Raw genomic sequence first — 15,076 nt, forward strand, 5'->3', positions numbered from 1 at the left:
ATTGTAAATGATGAATTTTATAAATACATTAAAAGACATTTGGAAGATAGAAGAGTTAAAGGAGAAATTACTTTTAACTTTAGGTTTAATTGCTGTATACCGTTTTATGGCGGCAGTTCCATTACCTGGAATTGACCCAACTCAGTTATCAGCTTTACAAGACAGTACTTCTAGTGGACTTTTAGGTTTATTAAACGCATTTACAGGAGGAGCATTTGCTAGAGCGTCAGTAATGGCACTAGGTATAATGCCTTATATTTCTGCATCTATTGTAGTTCAGTTAATGGGTATTGCGGTACCATATTTACAAAAATTACAAAAAGATGGAGAAAGTGGACGTAAGAAAATTACGCAAATAACAAGATGGCTTACAATTGCTATTACTTTGTTTCAAGCACCAACCTATATTGGAATTATTCAAAACCAAATGGGATTAGGACTCTGAAGCATTTTTAGTAACAGGAGCAACATTTTGGGTGTCATCAATAATCCTTTTAACTGCAGGAACAATTTTTGCAATGTGGTTAGGAGAGCGTATTACAGACAAAGGAGTTGGTAATGGAATTTCATTATTAATTACTGTAGGTATTATCGCTAACTTCCCCGCTGCTTTTATTCAAGAAATTGTTTCTAAGAATTCAGCAGGAGCAGGAGGTGTTATGATGATTTTAATCGAATTAATAGTTTGGTTTGTAGTAATTTTGTTAACCGTATTATTAGTTACAGCAGTACGTAAAGTAGCAGTACAGTATGCACGTCGTACAGCAGTTACTGATATTAAAGATGTTGATGGAGCTCGCCAGTACATTCCTTTAAAATTGAATGCATCTGGGGTAATGCCAATTATTTTTGCACAAGCTATTATGTTTTTACCAGTAGCTTTAGGTCAAAAATTTCCAGCATTAAATAGCTTAACTGATAATTTCGGGTTATGGTATAACGTTATATTTGCTATCTTAATTATTATCTTTAGTTATTTTTATACGGCGATTACTATCCCAACTAATAAAATGGCTGAAGACTTAAAGAGAAGCAATGGTTTCGTTCCAGGATATAAACCAGGAGAAGAGACTGCAAATTATTTAGACGCTGTGTTATCTAAGATAACTTTTCCAGGGTCTTTATTCTTAGCAGCTTTATCTATTTTGCCTGCAATAATTGTAAAGTTTGGAGTTACTCAAAACTGGGCAATGTTTTTTGGAGGTACCTCTTTAATCATTATGGTAGGAGTAGCAATAGATACTATTCAGCAAATTAACTCGTATTTATTAAACAGTCGTTACGATGGTTTAATGAAAACAGGTAACAGTAACAGAAAATCATTAAAATAATATGGCTAAGCAATCAGCAATTCAACAAGATGGAACAATTACAGAAGCATTATCTAATGCAATGTTCCGTGTAGAATTAGAGAACGGCCATGTTGTTACGGCGCACATTTCAGGTAAAATGCGTATGCATTATATCAAATTATTACCAGGAGATAAGGTAAAGTTAGAAATGAGTCCATATGATTTATCAAAGGCAAGAATTACTTACAGATACTAAAAACACACACTGATGAAAGTAAGAGCATCATTAAAGAAAAGAAGCGCCGAGTGCAAGATTGTACGTAGAAAGGGCAGATTATATGTAATTAACAAAAAGAATCCTAGATTTAAACAAAGACAAGGGTAATGGCAAGAATAGCAGGTATTGATATTCCAAAGAATAAAAGAGGTGTTATCGCTTTAACTTACATCTTTGGTATAGGGAACAGCAGATCTAAAGAAATTTTAGCAACTGCAAAAGTAGACGAGAGTATCAAAGTTCAAGATTGGACTGATGATCAAATTGCAGCGATTCGTGAGCAAGCAGGAACATTTACTATTGAAGGTGAATTACGTTCAGAAGTTCAATTAAGCATCAAACGTTTAATGGACATCGGATGTCAAAGAGGTATTCGTCACAGATTAGGTTTACCTTTAAGAGGTCAAAGAACTAAGAATAACTCTCGTACTAGAAAAGGTAAGAGAAAAACTGTAGCTAACAAGAAAAAATAAGTTAGATAAGTAATAAAGATCTAATAGTAGTTGTAAAACTATAATGTTAGAAAACTAAATTACTAAAACTATAATAATCATGGCAAAGTCTAAAATAACAAAAAAACGTAAAGTTGTAATAGAATCAGTAGGTGAAGCTCACGTTACTGCATCATTCAACAACATTATTATTTCTTTAACAAACAAAAAAGGTGACGTTATTTCTTGGTCATCTGCAGGTAAAATGGGTTTCAGAGGTTCTAAAAAGAACACTCCGTATGCAGCTCAATTAGCCGCAGAAGATTGTGCTAACGTAGCAAAAGAAGCAGGTTTACGTAAAGTAAAAGTGTATGTTAAAGGACCTGGTAACGGTAGAGAATCTGCAATCAGATCTATCCACAATGCTGGAATTGAAGTAACTGAAATCATTGATGTTACACCTATTCCTCATAACGGATGTCGTCCACCTAAAAGAAGAAGAGTATAAGTTGAATTAATTTTCAACTTATATTTTTATTTTGTGTACTTTTGTGCGCGGAAAAAAATATTTTAACTAAAGTAGGAACTAGGTTATCGAAGGAGTAAGCCTTAATTCATAACCCCTGCTAAAACAATAAGAAATGGCAAGATATACAGGATCAAAAACTAAAATTGCTCGTAAGTTTGGCGAGGCAATTTTCGGAGATGATAAAAACTTCGAAAAGAGAAATTACCCTCCAGGACAGCATGGAAATGCAAGAAGAAGAGGTAAGAAATCTGAATATGCAACTCAGTTAATGGAGAAGCAAAAAGCGAAATACATGTATGGTATTTTAGAGCGTCAATTCCGTAACTTATTCAAAAGCGCTCAAGCTGCTGGAGGTGTTACTGGTGAGGTTTTATTACAATTATGTGAATCTCGTTTAGACAACGTAGTATACAGATTAGGTGTTGCAAACTCTCGTAGTGGAGCACGTCAATTAGTATCTCACCGTCACATTACTGTAAACGGAGAAATAGTAAATATTCCTTCTTACAGTGTGCAAGCTGGTGATGTTGTTGCAGTAAGAGAAAAATCTAAATCATTAATAGCTATTGAAGATGCTTTAGCATCAAACAGTAACGTTTACGAATGGTTAAGCTGGAACTCTGATTTAAAATCTGGAACTTTTATTAAAGCACCAGAGAGATTACAAATTCCTGAAAATATTAAGGAACAGTTAATCGTAGAATTATATTCTAAATAATAAATTATTCATATTGGTATTTAGCCAAAGGGTTTGTATGTACATCTTCGAACTAATAAACCGCGCAACTAAATAACAATTAAAAAGAAGATACAATGGCAATTTTAAATTTTCAGAAGCCTGATAAAGTAATAATGATTGAATCTACTGATTTTACAGGTAGATTTGAGTTCAGACCTCTTGAACCAGGTTTTGGATTAACAGTAGGAAACGCTTTAAGAAGAGTATTATTATCTTCATTAGAAGGGTTTGCAATTACATCATTACGTGTTGACGGTGTAGACCATGAGTTCTCAACAATTCAAGGAGTTGTAGAAGATGTAACAGAAATCATCTTAAACTTAAAACAAGTTCGTTTTAAGAAACAAATTGAAGAGACTGATAGAGAAACAGTATCTATATCAGTATCAGGTCAAGAACAATTGACTGCAGGAGATTTACAGAAATTTACCTCAGGTTTTCAAGTATTAAATCCAGATTTAGTATTATGTAACTTAGATAAATCTGTAAGTTTTAATGCTGAAATCACTATCGAAAAAGGTAGAGGTTTCGTACCAGCAGAAGAAAATAAAAGAGCAGGTGCACCTTTAGGAACAATTTTTACAGATTCTATTTACACTCCTATAAAGAATGTAAAGTATGCTGTTGAAAATTTTCGTGTAGAGCAAAAGACAGATTACGAAAAGTTAGTTTTCGATATCGATACTGACGGTTCTATCAACCCTAAGGATGCCTTAACAGAAGCAGCTAAAATTTTAATCCATCACTTTATGTTATTCTCTGATGAGCGTATCACTTTAGAGGCAGATGAAATTGCTCAAACTGAAACATATGATGAGGAATCATTACATATGCGTCAGTTATTAAAGACGAAATTAGTTGATATGGATTTATCAGTTCGTGCTTTAAACTGTTTAAAAGCTGCAGAAGTTGATACTTTAGGAGATTTAGTATCATTCAACAAAAGCGATTTAATGAAATTTAGAAATTTCGGTAAAAAATCATTAACTGAATTAGATGAGTTAGTGGCAAATAAGAGCCTTAATTTTGGAATGGACTTAAGCAAATACAAATTAGATAGAGATTAACCTTTCATATTTTGCTCCCCAGAATGGGTTGTAGCAAGATGAAAGCCAAAACCAAATGTCATGAGACACGGAAAGAAATTTAATCATTTAGGAAGACAAACAGCGCATAGAAAGGCGATGTTAGCAAATATGGGTTGTTCTTTAATTGAACACAAACGTATAAACACTACAGTTGCTAAAGCGAAAGCTTTTCGTACGTTTATCGAGCCTATAATTACGAAGTCTAAAACAGATACTACTCATAATCGCCGTACAGTATTTAGCTATTTACGTAGTAAAGATGCAGTAACGGAATTATTTAAGGAAATTTCTGTGAAAATAGCTGATAGACCAGGAGGTTATGTTCGTATTATCAAGTTAGGAAACCGTCAGGGAGATAATGCTCCTATGGCAATGGTAGAATTAGTTGATTACAACGAATTATACAACCCGAAAGGAAATAAAGCTAAGAAAAACACTCGTCGTAGCCGTCGTGGTGGAGCTAAAACTACTGATGCAGCAGTTGAGACTCAAACTTCACAAGAAGAAGAATAAAAATGAAAATTTTTATATTTTATATCAAAGGGATAAACATTTAATGTTTATCCCTTTTTTTATATATTTTTGCAAACAAACTACACAACACACACTAAATGAAATATCAACAACGTAAAAAAGCATTAGTTCTTTTAGCAGACGGAACCATTTTCTACGGTAAGTCTATTGGAATAGAAGGAACTTCAACAGGAGAAATTTGTTTTAATACCGGTATGACTGGTTATCAAGAAGTATTTACTGATCCTTCTTATTTCGGACAATTAATGGTAACTACCAACGCGCATATTGGTAATTATGGAGTAAATAAAGAGGAAGTAGAGTCTGAAGGCATTAAAATATCAGGATTAATTTGTCGTAATTTTAGTTTTACACATTCTCGTGCAGATTCTGACGGAAATTTATTCGACTGGTTCAAAGAACATAATTTAGTAGCAATTTCTGATGTTGATACGCGTGCATTAGTTGCTTATATTAGAGATAATGGAGCAATGAATGCTATTATTTCTACTGAAGTTGATAATATTGAAGCTCTTAAAAAAGAACTAGCAGCGACTCCAAATATGGAAGGCCTAGAACTAGCATCTAAAGTATCAACTAAAGAGCCTTATTTTATAGGAGATGAAAATGCGGCAATTAAAGTATCTGCCTTAGATATCGGTATTAAAAAGAATATTTTAAGAAACTTAGTAAAAAGAGGAGCCTACATAAAGGTATATCCTTACAATGCTACTTTCGAGCAAATGAGTGATTTTAATCCTGATGGTTATTTTATATCAAATGGTCCTGGTGATCCAGAACCTTTAGTTGACGCTCAAAATACCGCAAAAGAAATCATTAAAAGAAATTTACCATTATTTGGTATCTGTTTAGGACACCAAGTTATTGCATTGGCAAACGGAATTTCTACGTATAAAATGCACAATGGTCATAGAGGAATCAACCATCCTGTTAAGAATTTAATTACAGGAAAAGGAGAAATTACTTCTCAGAATCATGGGTTTGCTATTAATCGTGAAGAAACTGAAGCGCATGCAGATGTTGAAATTTCACACGTTCACTTAAACGATCATACAGTAGCAGGTATTAGAATGAAATCTAAAAATGTATTTTCTGTTCAGTATCATCCAGAAGCAAGTCCTGGATCGCACGATGCAGAATATCTATTTGATGAGTTTATAGAAAACATCAAAAAAGCAAGAGTTAAAGCGTAATCGTTTTCGTAATTAATTATTGATAAACATTACTAAATCAACCACAATTAGTAAATTAGCAACTATATAAATTAGTATTCCCGTGAGTTTAAATTCACGGGATTCTATATTAAAAATAAACAACTATGAGTATTATAATCAACATTCACGCACGTCAAATTTTTGATTCAAGAGGTAATCCAACTGTAGAAGTAGATGTAACTACAGAAAACGGAGTTATGGGAAGAGCAGCAGTTCCTTCAGGAGCTTCTACTGGAGAACATGAAGCTGTTGAGTTACGTGACGGCGGAAAAGATTATATGGGTAAAGGCGTATTAAATGCGGTTAAAAATGTAAATACTTTAATTGCGCAAGAATTATTAGGCGTTTCTGTTTTTGAACAAAATATGATTGATCAAATTATGATTGATTTAGACGGTACAGCTAATAAATCGGTATTAGGCGCAAATGCTATTTTAGGAGTTTCTTTAGCTACAGCAAAAGCAGCAGCAAATGAGTTAGGTTTACCTTTATATAGATATGTTGGTGGAGTATCAGCAAACACCTTACCAGTACCGATGATGAATATCATTAACGGAGGTTCACATTCTGATGCACCAATTGCATTTCAAGAATTTATGGTAATGCCAGTAAAGGCAAAAAACTTTACAGAAGCAATGCAAGTTGGTTCTGAAATATTTCATAATTTAAAAAAGGTTTTACACGATCGTAATTTATCAACAGCTGTAGGAGATGAAGGAGGTTTTGCACCAACTTTAGATGGTACTGAAGATGCTATTGAAACAATTGCATTGGCAACTAAAAATGCTGGATATAAATTTGGAGAAGAAGTAATGATCGCTTTAGATTGCGCTGCTGCCGAATTTTTTGTTGATGGAAAATATGATTATACAAAGTTTGAAGGTGCAAAAGGAAAAGTGCGTTCTAGTAAAGAACAAGCTGATTATTTAGCAGAATTGGCAGAAAAATATCCTATTATTTCTATTGAAGATGGAATGGATGAAAATGACTGGGAAGGATGGAAATATTTAACTGAAATTTGCGGTGATAAAGTGCAGTTAGTTGGAGACGATTTATTTGTAACCAACGTAGAGCGTTTATCTAGAGGAATTGAAAACGGAATTGCAAATTCAATTTTAATTAAAGTAAACCAAATAGGAACGTTAACGGAAACTATTGCTGCAGTTAATATGGCGCATAACGCAGGTTATACTTCAGTTATGAGTCACAGATCTGGTGAAACAGAAGACAATACTATTGCCGATTTAGCAGTAGCTTTAAACTGTGGACAAATAAAAACTGGATCGACTTCTCGTTCTGATCGTATGGCAAAATACAATCAACTTTTACGTATTGAAGAAGAATTGGATGATGTTGCTTATTATCCGCAAGAAAAAGCTTTCAAAATAAAGTAATTTAAAATTTACGATTTTAATCAATATAAAAACCTTGCCTAGATGGCAAGGTTTTTGCTTTTACAGAAATCAAAAATCAATTATTTTACAGCTAACAATAACAGTGATTAATGCATAAGAAGAAAATACTAAAAAGTATGGAGAGGTATCTATAGATAGGTTTTTAGTTTGAATTATAGCCTAACTTAGTAATGCGTAATTCTGAATTCACTTCAGAATCACATCGTTATTATAAATAATATTTTATAGCAATGGTTTTAAACAAGTTTCGCTTAACGTAGAGTGAGTTATTATTAATTATCGATAATCAAAATGTAAACTACAAAAACCACACAAATAGACGTTTTTTGGTTTTTTTTTATGTAATTAACAATAAAATATATCTATTTTCAGATATTAAAAATCTATCAAAACCTATTTTTAAAATACTACAAAAAATGGTATCTTCGCAATTCACTTCAATCATAAAATTCAAGAGATAAAAATGGCAGATATAGCAAAACTACAAATTGGTGATAAGACGTATGAGTTCCCTATAATAGAAGGAACAGAAAAAGAGAAAGCGATTGACATTAAAACGTTAAGAGGTGCAACCGAGGGGGTTATTACTATTGATCCAGGATATAAGAATACAGGTTCTTGTAAAAGTGCTATTACATTTTTGAATGGAGAGGAAGGAGTTTTAAGATATAGAGGATATTCTATTGAAGAATTAGCAGAAAAAGCAGATTTTTTAGAAGTTGCTTATTTATTAATTTTTGGCGAATTACCTAACAAAGATCAGTTAGAAAAATTCCATAACGATATTAGAGAAAAAGCAATTGTAGATGAAGATATCAAAAAAATCATCGAAGCTTTTCCTAAGAATGCCCACCCGATGGGAGTTTTATCATCATTAACAAGTGCATTGATAGCATTTAATCCTTCTTCAGTAAATGTAGATTCTGAAGAAGAAATGTACAATGCAATCGTTAAAATTTTAGCAAAGTTTCCAGTATTAGTTGCTTGGGCAATGCGTAAAAAACAAGGATTACCATTAAACTATGGTTCTAAAAAATTAGGATATGTAGAAAACATTATGAAAATGATGTTTGAGCAGCCTAATGAAGATTACACCATAAACCCAATTATAAAAAACGCTTTAGATAAATTATTAATCTTACACGCTGATCACGAACAAAACTGTTCAACATCAACAGTAAGAATTGTAGGTTCTTCTCATGCAGGTTTATTTGCTTCTCTTTCTGCAGGGATTTCTGCACTTTGGGGCCATTACATGGTGGAGCAAATCAAGCAGTATTAGAAATGCTTGAAGCTATTAAAGAAGATGGTGGTGATACTAAAAAGTACATGACAAAAGCAAAAGATAAAAACGATCCTTTCCGTTTAATGGGATTCGGACACCGTGTTTATAAGAATTTTGACCCAAGAGCAACTATTATTAAAGTAGCTGCCAAAGAAGTATTAGAAGATTTAGGCGTTAAAGACCCTATTTTAGAAATCGCTAAAGGATTAGAGCAAGAAGCATTAAATGATCCTTATTTTGTTGATAGAAAATTATATCCAAATGTAGATTTCTATTCTGGTATTATTTACCGCGCAATGGGAATTCCTGTAGAAATGTTTACAGTAATGTTTGCTTTAGGTCGTTTACCAGGTTGGATTGCTCAATGGAAAGAAATGAGAGAAAACAAAGAACCAATTGGGCGTCCTCGTCAAGTTTATGTAGGTGAAAACCATAGGGAATTTGTAGACGTTAATAAAAGATAAACTAACAAAAAATGCCATTTAAAATTTAGATGGCATTTTTTATTAAATATAATTGATGATGAAAGAAATTAAAATTATCAAAAACAGGTCTGATATTGGAGCAGGAACACGCGGATCAGATATGGGAGTAGATGCTATTGAAATTGCTGCTATTAATCAAAACAACGATTTTTTTAATCGTTTTGATTATGAAGATGTAATTACAGAAAATGAATCGGTTTACAACAAAAAAAACAATTCGTTTGGTAAGCAAATAAACAGTGTTTTTAATCAATGTAAAAGATTAAGTAACCACGTAAAAGTAAATTTACAAGAAGGTAAATTTCCAATAGTTCTTTCTGGAGATCATTCTTCAGCTTTAGGAACAATAAGTGGAGTTAAGGCAGCGAATCCAAATAAAAGAGTTGGAGTAGTTTGGATTGATGCGCATGGAGATTTGCACACGCCGTATACATCTCCTTCAGGAAACATTCACGGAATGCCATTAGGAGCCGTTATTTCAGACGACAATTTAGATTGTCAGATAAACGATGTAGATAGAGATACTACTGAAATATGGGATCGAATGAAAAACATCGGGATGCCAGGGCAAAAAGCTTTACCAGAAGATATTGTCTTTTTCGGAGTTAGAGATACTGAGGAACCAGAAGAAAAGCAAATGGAAAAATATGGTATTAAAAACTATATGGTTGCCGAAGTTCGCTATCGCGGATTAGAAGTTTGTGTAAACGAAGCTTTAGAAAAGTTATCTGATTGTGACATCATTTATGTGTCTTTTGACGTTGATGCGATGGATTGTGATATGATTTCTTACGGTACAGGAACACCAGTTCCTAAAGGTTTTGACGATAAAGAAATTGTTAAAATTATAAACGGTTTACTAGCTAGTAAAAAAGTAGCTTGTGTAGAATTTGTAGAAGTAAATCCATTGTTAGATTTAAAAGGAAATAAAATGGCGGAAACAGCTTTTAAAGTCTTAGAAGAAGTTGCTAAAACTATTCAAGCATTATAAGTAATAGACTATTATAAATAGGTAAAAGCATACAAATATATATTTGGATGCTTTTTTTTATTACAAAATAGCTGTTTTTTAAAAAATAAGAATACATTTGTCTCGTAAACTTTAGGAGTAGCTATTAAATTAGTTTGAGAAAAATCCTTAGAACCTGATTTGGTTAATACCAGCGTAGGGAAAAGTTATCTTCGATAAAATTATATCGAGTTACTACCATTCGGTTTACAGTAATATTATATAAATATGATTACTATAAAAGTAAACCAAAAAGACCATCAAGTTTTAGAAAACCAAACATTACAAGAGTTTGTTGAATATTTAAAAATTCAAACAAACGGAATTGCTATTGCTATAAATAGTACTGTGGTAAAAAGAACAGATTGGTCTTTAAAGTTACTTCAAAATAATGATGATATTTTAATTATAAGATCTACTCAAGGAGGATGATTTTTATTTTAAAAGCAAACTATTTTATCAAATGAAGAACAAAGACACAGCACCAAAGCAAAACGGAATTACAAGAAAACCATTTCCGAATTCTAAGAAGATTTATGTAAACGGAAAAATTCACCCGCAAATTAAAGTAGCAATGCGTGAAATTTCGTTAAGTGACACGGTTGATTCTATGACAAAAAAGAAAACGCCAAACGAACCTGTAACAGTTTATGATACTTCAGGGCCTTATACTGATCCTACTAAAGAAATAGACGTGCATAGTGGAATTGAAAGAATTCGTGAATCTTGGATTAAAGACCGTGGTGATGTTGAGCAGTTAACTGAGTTTTCTTCAGAATACTGTAACGAACGCTTAAACGATGCTAGTTTAGATCATATGCGTTTTAAGTTATTAAAAAATCCTTTAAGAGCTAAAAAAGGACAAAACGTAACACAATTACATTACGCTAAAAAAGGAATCATTACTCCAGAAATGGAATATATTGCTATTCGTGAAAATCAGCGAATAGATGAAATGACCGAAATAAGAAAACAACACAAAGGAGAACATTTTGGAGCTAATATTCCAGATAAAATTACTCCAGAATTTGTGCGATCAGAAGTAGCTAGAGGTCGAGCAATCATACCATCAAACATAAATCACCCAGAAGCTGAACCTATGATTTTAGGAAGAAATTTCTTAGTGAAAATAAATGCAAATATTGGTAACTCTGCCGTAACATCATCAATTGAAGAAGAAGTAGAAAAAGCTGTATGGGCTTGCCGTTGGGGAGCAGATAATATTATGGATTTATCTACAGGAGAAAATATTCATGAAACCCGCGAATGGATTATTCGTAACTCACCAGTACCAGTAGGAACAGTGCCAATTTATCAAGCATTAGAAAAAGTAAACGGAGTTGCAGAAGATTTAACATGGGAAATTTTTCGTGACACGTTAATAGAACAAGCCGAGCAAGGAGTAGATTACTTTACTATTCATGCAGGAGTTTTGTTACGTTACGTACCAATGACAGCAAAACGTGTTACAGGAATTGTATCTCGTGGAGGGTCAATTATGGCAAAATGGTGTTTAGCACATCATAAAGAAAGTTTTTTGTATACACACTTCGAAGACATTTGCGAAATATTAAAACAGTATGATGTTGCCTTTTCATTAGGTGATGGGTTACGTCCAGGTTCTGTAGCCGATGCTAATGATGAAGCACAATTTGCAGAATTAGAAACCTTAGGAGAATTAACACAAATAGCACGTAAGCACGAAGTACAGTGTTTTATTGAAGAGCCAGGGCATGTACCAATGCACATGATTAAAGAAAATATGGAGAAGCAAATAGAACTTTGCGACGAAGCTCCTTTTTATACTTTAGTGCCTTTAACAACTGATATTGCACCTGGTTATGATCATATAACATCAGGAATTGGTGCCGCTATGATTGGTTGGTACGGATGCGCAATGTTATGTTATGTAACGCCAAAAGAACATTTAGGTTTACCAAATAAAGAAGATGTACGAGTAGGAGTTATAACTTATAAGTTAGCAGCCCATGCTGCCGATTTAGCAAAAGGACACCCAGGTTCTCAGCATAGAGATGATGCTTTAAGTATGGCACGTTTTGAGTTTCGATGGGAAGATCAGTTTAATTTAGGATTAGATCCAGAACGCGCACGTGAATATCATGATGAAACTTTGCCTGCTGCTGGTGCTAAAATTGCACACTTTTGTTCTATGTGTGGTCCAAAATTTTGTTCAATGAAAATTTCACAAGAAGTACGAGACTTTGCTGCGGTAAATAAAGTAGAAGGAACAGAAGTTTTTGCCAAAGGAATGGAAGAAAAATCGAAAGAATTTAAAGAAAAAGGATCAGAAGTATATTTGTAAAATAATAAGGAAGTTCCTACGCCTTGAAAAAAGGCGTAGTCGGGCTTTCCGTTATATCTTTTGCTTGTTCTCGATATAAATTTATTTCGTTTTACTACATAAATTCACTCGAACAGACAGCAAAAGGATGCCACTACAACCCCTAACCTAAAAAAACACCTGTTATTACGAGGAGGAAACGACGAAGTAATCTAGCATTTCAATAATAAATTAGATTATTTTTGTATAAAATTAATAGCTATTAAAATCAAACTAATATGATTGTACTTATTGCCCCAGAAAAAGATGTAGAAAACGAAATTGTAATTCTACACCAATTATTTGAAGCAGGATTAGCATATTATCATCTTAGAAAACCATTTAAGAGTTATGAAGAACATGTATCTTATTTAAATCAAATATCAGAGAAACATCACACTAAAATAGTTGTTCATTATTTTCATGAATTAACAAATGAATTCAATTTAAAAGGAATCCATTTTCAAGAACAAAAAAGACGAGATGCTTTAGAAAACGGAAGTCGATATTTTATAGGATTAAATATGTTAGGAAAAACAATGAGTAGTTCTTTTCATGAACCAGAAGAATTAGCCGCTTGCGATATCGAATTTGATTATCATTTATTAAGTCCAGTTTTTTCATCTATTTCAAAAGAAGGATATGAAGGAAGAGGTTTTAATGTAACAAATATTGATAAATCAATTGTTGGGATGGGGGGAGTTAATGTAGAAACGATAACTGAAACCATGCAATTAGGATATAAGGGTATTGGAGTATTAGGAGGTGTTTGGAATACAGAAAATCCTGTAGAGAGTTTTAAGAAGATAAAAGATAAGTTTGATTCCTTAGTTTGATTAAAAGAAAATTCTAGCTGTCAGTTCGAGTGTTTTATGAAGTGATAACGGAATAAAAATGTATAGAGAATATGTTTCTAAAACTAAGTTATTCAGAAAATTAAAATGTAATTATCAGTTTAAACGCAGTCTAGAACTAAATAAAAATAATTTGAATACTAAAAATTATATACTAACCATTGCAGGTTTAGATCCGTCAAGCGGAGCAGGAATTACTTCAGATATTAAAACATTTGAGGCACATGGTTTATACGGATTGTCGGTATGTACTGCGGTTACTGTTCAAAATGATGTTGATTTTAAAAATTGTGTTTGGATAGATGAGCAAATAATTATAGCACAAATTGAAACATTGTTTGAACGTTTTCCTATCTCAGTAGTAAAAATAGGAATTATTCAATCTTGGAATGTTTTGTTAGCTGTAATTCAAACGTTGAGAAAATTAAATCCAACAATACAAATTGTAGTAGATCCAATTTTAAAAGCAAGTGCAGGATTTGAATTTCATACAAATCAAAATTTAAAAACACTCGAACAAGTATTAGATAATTGTGATTTTATAACACCAAATTACAACGAAATAAAAGCGTTATTTCCTGATAAGGATATAGAAGAAACTATAGCCTTTATTTCAGAAACAACAAATGTTTATTTAAAAGGAGGTCATAGAACAGATAAAAAAGGATGGGATGAAGTATACTATAGTAAAATAGTAAAAATGAATATTCCGCCTATATCCGATACCGTTTTTGAGAAACATGGTAGTGGATGTGTTTTATCATCAACATTGGCAGCTAATTTAGCTTTAGAATTTTCTTTAGAAGATGCTTGTAAAAATACAAAAAGGTATACCGAACAATTTTTAAATTCAAACGAATCACTTTTAGGAACCCATAATTATAAATAAAATGATAAGTAAATTACATTATATAACACAAGGTAAAACAGCACAAGAACATTTAGATAATATTCAAAACGCTTGTGCATCTGGAGCCGAATGGGTACAATTACGATTAAAAGGTTTTGATCCTAAAACGATTTTAGAAACGGCAAAAAAAGCAAGAGAAATAACAGGGCACTTTCAAACCCGTTTAATTATAAACGATTACTATAAAGTAGCTAAAGAGGTAAATGCAGATGGAGTTCATTTAGGGAAAAGTGATGCTTGTCCGTTAAAAGTACGTGCTTATTTAGGTAAATTCTATTCAGTTGGGGGAACAGCCAATACTTTAGAAGATTGTAAAAAATTACTAGAAAAGAAAGTTGATTATATTGGTTTAGGCCTTTTCAATTTACTGAAACTAAAAAGAATTTAAGTCCAGTTTTAGGAGTTGAAGGATACCAGCAGATTGTTAAAGAATTACAAACAGAAACGCCAATAATAGCTATCGGAGGTATTACTTTAGATAATGTTACAGATGTTTTAAAAACAAAGGTTTACGGTGTAGCCGCATCAGGCGTAATAACAAAAGACTTTACTAGTATTCCTGTTTTTCATAAAATTTTAAATACACCAAGTATGCAAGAGCAAGTATACAAAATGGATGACAAGTAGTTTTGTGTGTCTCCTCGAGCGCAGTCGAAAGGTTTTTTAGCTTCAT

Annotated in this window: 14 protein-coding genes, 3 pseudogenes and 1 riboswitch; all 17 genes and pseudogenes read left to right on the forward strand. The window is 32.6% G+C overall.

Annotated features, from left to right (window positions below; genetic code table 11):
• Positions 1-10: 10 nt before the first annotated feature.
• The 17 genes and pseudogenes from secY to thiE all read left to right on the forward strand — a co-directional run bounded on the left by secY (position 11) and on the right by thiE (position 15,030).
• Positions 11-1,331: pseudogene (gene secY / locus PG912_RS03825) on the forward strand (preprotein translocase subunit SecY).
• Between the two features lies 1 nt (position 1,332).
• The gene (gene infA / locus PG912_RS03830) at positions 1,333-1,548 is read left to right on the forward strand and encodes a translation initiation factor IF-1 (RefSeq protein ID WP_104808455.1); all 216 of its coding nucleotides are present in this window, start codon (positions 1,333-1,335) and stop codon (positions 1,546-1,548) included.
• A 12-nt stretch (positions 1,549-1,560) separates the two neighbouring features.
• Positions 1,561-1,677 (forward strand): type B 50S ribosomal protein L36, encoded by a 117-nt coding sequence (gene ykgO / locus PG912_RS03835; protein WP_073316873.1) that lies wholly within the window; start codon positions 1,561-1,563, stop codon positions 1,675-1,677.
• Complete coding sequence (rpsM, locus tag PG912_RS03840) at positions 1,677-2,042, forward strand: 30S ribosomal protein S13 (protein WP_218771177.1); 366 nt, start codon at positions 1,677-1,679, stop codon at positions 2,040-2,042. The genes ykgO and rpsM overlap by 1 nt, the downstream gene beginning before the upstream one ends.
• A gap of 79 nt (positions 2,043-2,121) precedes the next feature.
• Positions 2,122-2,508 (forward strand): 30S ribosomal protein S11, encoded by a 387-nt coding sequence (gene rpsK / locus PG912_RS03845; RefSeq protein ID WP_028887452.1) that lies wholly within the window; start codon positions 2,122-2,124, stop codon positions 2,506-2,508.
• A gap of 133 nt (positions 2,509-2,641) precedes the next feature.
• On the forward strand, positions 2,642-3,247 hold the full coding sequence (rpsD, locus tag PG912_RS03850) for a 30S ribosomal protein S4 (protein WP_275688540.1): 606 nt from the start codon (positions 2,642-2,644) through the stop codon (positions 3,245-3,247).
• Positions 3,248-3,342: 95 nt separating this feature from the next.
• Positions 3,343-4,335, forward strand: coding sequence for a DNA-directed RNA polymerase subunit alpha (locus PG912_RS03855; protein ID WP_260585030.1), 993 nt, complete (start codon positions 3,343-3,345; stop codon positions 4,333-4,335).
• A 60-nt stretch (positions 4,336-4,395) separates the two neighbouring features.
• On the forward strand, positions 4,396-4,869 hold the full coding sequence (rplQ, locus tag PG912_RS03860) for a 50S ribosomal protein L17 (protein ID WP_218771174.1): 474 nt from the start codon (positions 4,396-4,398) through the stop codon (positions 4,867-4,869).
• Positions 4,870-4,967: 98 nt separating this feature from the next.
• Complete coding sequence (gene carA / locus PG912_RS03865; RefSeq protein WP_275688541.1) at positions 4,968-6,083, forward strand: glutamine-hydrolyzing carbamoyl-phosphate synthase small subunit; 1,116 nt, start codon at positions 4,968-4,970, stop codon at positions 6,081-6,083.
• Between the two features lie 125 nt (positions 6,084-6,208).
• Entirely contained in the window at positions 6,209-7,498 is a 1,290-nt protein-coding gene (eno, locus tag PG912_RS03870; RefSeq protein ID WP_275688542.1) for a phosphopyruvate hydratase, read from the forward strand.
• A 484-nt stretch (positions 7,499-7,982) separates the two neighbouring features.
• Positions 7,983-9,268 (forward strand): annotated as a pseudogene (locus PG912_RS03875) (citrate synthase).
• A 55-nt stretch (positions 9,269-9,323) separates the two neighbouring features.
• Positions 9,324-10,280 carry an arginase gene (locus PG912_RS03880; RefSeq protein WP_260585034.1) on the forward strand — a complete coding sequence of 319 codons (957 nt, stop codon included), beginning with the start codon at positions 9,324-9,326 and terminating at the stop codon, positions 10,278-10,280.
• Positions 10,281-10,383: 103 nt separating this feature from the next.
• Positions 10,384-10,478, forward strand: a riboswitch (TPP riboswitch).
• 48 nt (positions 10,479-10,526) lie between these two features.
• Positions 10,527-10,730: a sulfur carrier protein ThiS gene (gene thiS, locus PG912_RS03885; RefSeq protein ID WP_275688543.1), complete on the forward strand. Its 204-nt coding sequence runs from the start codon at positions 10,527-10,529 to the stop codon at positions 10,728-10,730.
• A gap of 31 nt (positions 10,731-10,761) precedes the next feature.
• Positions 10,762-12,621: a phosphomethylpyrimidine synthase ThiC gene (gene thiC / locus PG912_RS03890; RefSeq protein WP_275688544.1), complete on the forward strand. Its 1,860-nt coding sequence runs from the start codon at positions 10,762-10,764 to the stop codon at positions 12,619-12,621.
• Positions 12,622-12,878: 257 nt separating this feature from the next.
• Positions 12,879-13,475 carry a thiamine phosphate synthase gene (locus PG912_RS03895; RefSeq protein WP_275688545.1) on the forward strand — a complete coding sequence of 199 codons (597 nt, stop codon included), beginning with the start codon at positions 12,879-12,881 and terminating at the stop codon, positions 13,473-13,475.
• Between the two features lie 58 nt (positions 13,476-13,533).
• A complete protein-coding gene (locus tag PG912_RS03900; RefSeq protein ID WP_333780684.1) occupies positions 13,534-14,382 on the forward strand; it encodes a hydroxymethylpyrimidine/phosphomethylpyrimidine kinase in 849 nt (282 codons plus the stop codon).
• A 1-nt stretch (position 14,383) separates the two neighbouring features.
• A pseudogene (thiE, locus tag PG912_RS03905) lies at positions 14,384-15,030 on the forward strand (thiamine phosphate synthase).
• Positions 15,031-15,076: the final 46 nt, after the last annotated feature.

It is taken from the genome of Tenacibaculum retecalamus, from assembly GCF_027941755.1.
Taxonomy (GTDB): Bacteria; Bacteroidota; Bacteroidia; order Flavobacteriales; family Flavobacteriaceae; genus Polaribacter; species Polaribacter haliotis_B.

Excerpts from the sequence above, each read along its gene's own strand:
- infA (WP_104808455.1), top strand. The coding sequence starts at position 1,333 with ATGGCTAAGCAATCAGCAATTCAACAAGATGGAACAATTACAGAAGCA.
- rpsK (WP_028887452.1), top strand. The coding sequence starts at position 2,122 with ATGGCAAAGTCTAAAATAACAAAAAAACGTAAAGTTGTAATAGAATCA.
- PG912_RS03855 (WP_260585030.1), top strand. The coding sequence starts at position 3,343 with ATGGCAATTTTAAATTTTCAGAAGCCTGATAAAGTAATAATGATTGAA.
- rpsD (WP_275688540.1), top strand. The coding sequence starts at position 2,642 with ATGGCAAGATATACAGGATCAAAAACTAAAATTGCTCGTAAGTTTGGC.
- PG912_RS03895 (WP_275688545.1), top strand. The coding sequence starts at position 12,879 with ATGATTGTACTTATTGCCCCAGAAAAAGATGTAGAAAACGAAATTGTA.
- rplQ (WP_218771174.1), top strand. The coding sequence starts at position 4,396 with ATGAGACACGGAAAGAAATTTAATCATTTAGGAAGACAAACAGCGCAT.
- rpsM (WP_218771177.1), top strand. The coding sequence starts at position 1,677 with ATGGCAAGAATAGCAGGTATTGATATTCCAAAGAATAAAAGAGGTGTT.
- thiS (WP_275688543.1), top strand. The coding sequence starts at position 10,527 with ATGATTACTATAAAAGTAAACCAAAAAGACCATCAAGTTTTAGAAAAC.
- eno (WP_275688542.1), top strand. The coding sequence starts at position 6,209 with ATGAGTATTATAATCAACATTCACGCACGTCAAATTTTTGATTCAAGA.
- PG912_RS03900 (WP_333780684.1), top strand. The coding sequence starts at position 13,534 with ATGTATAGAGAATATGTTTCTAAAACTAAGTTATTCAGAAAATTAAAA.
- PG912_RS03880 (WP_260585034.1), top strand. The coding sequence starts at position 9,324 with ATGATGAAAGAAATTAAAATTATCAAAAACAGGTCTGATATTGGAGCA.
- carA (WP_275688541.1), top strand. The coding sequence starts at position 4,968 with ATGAAATATCAACAACGTAAAAAAGCATTAGTTCTTTTAGCAGACGGA.
- ykgO (WP_073316873.1), top strand. The coding sequence starts at position 1,561 with ATGAAAGTAAGAGCATCATTAAAGAAAAGAAGCGCCGAGTGCAAGATT.
- thiC (WP_275688544.1), top strand. The coding sequence starts at position 10,762 with ATGAAGAACAAAGACACAGCACCAAAGCAAAACGGAATTACAAGAAAA.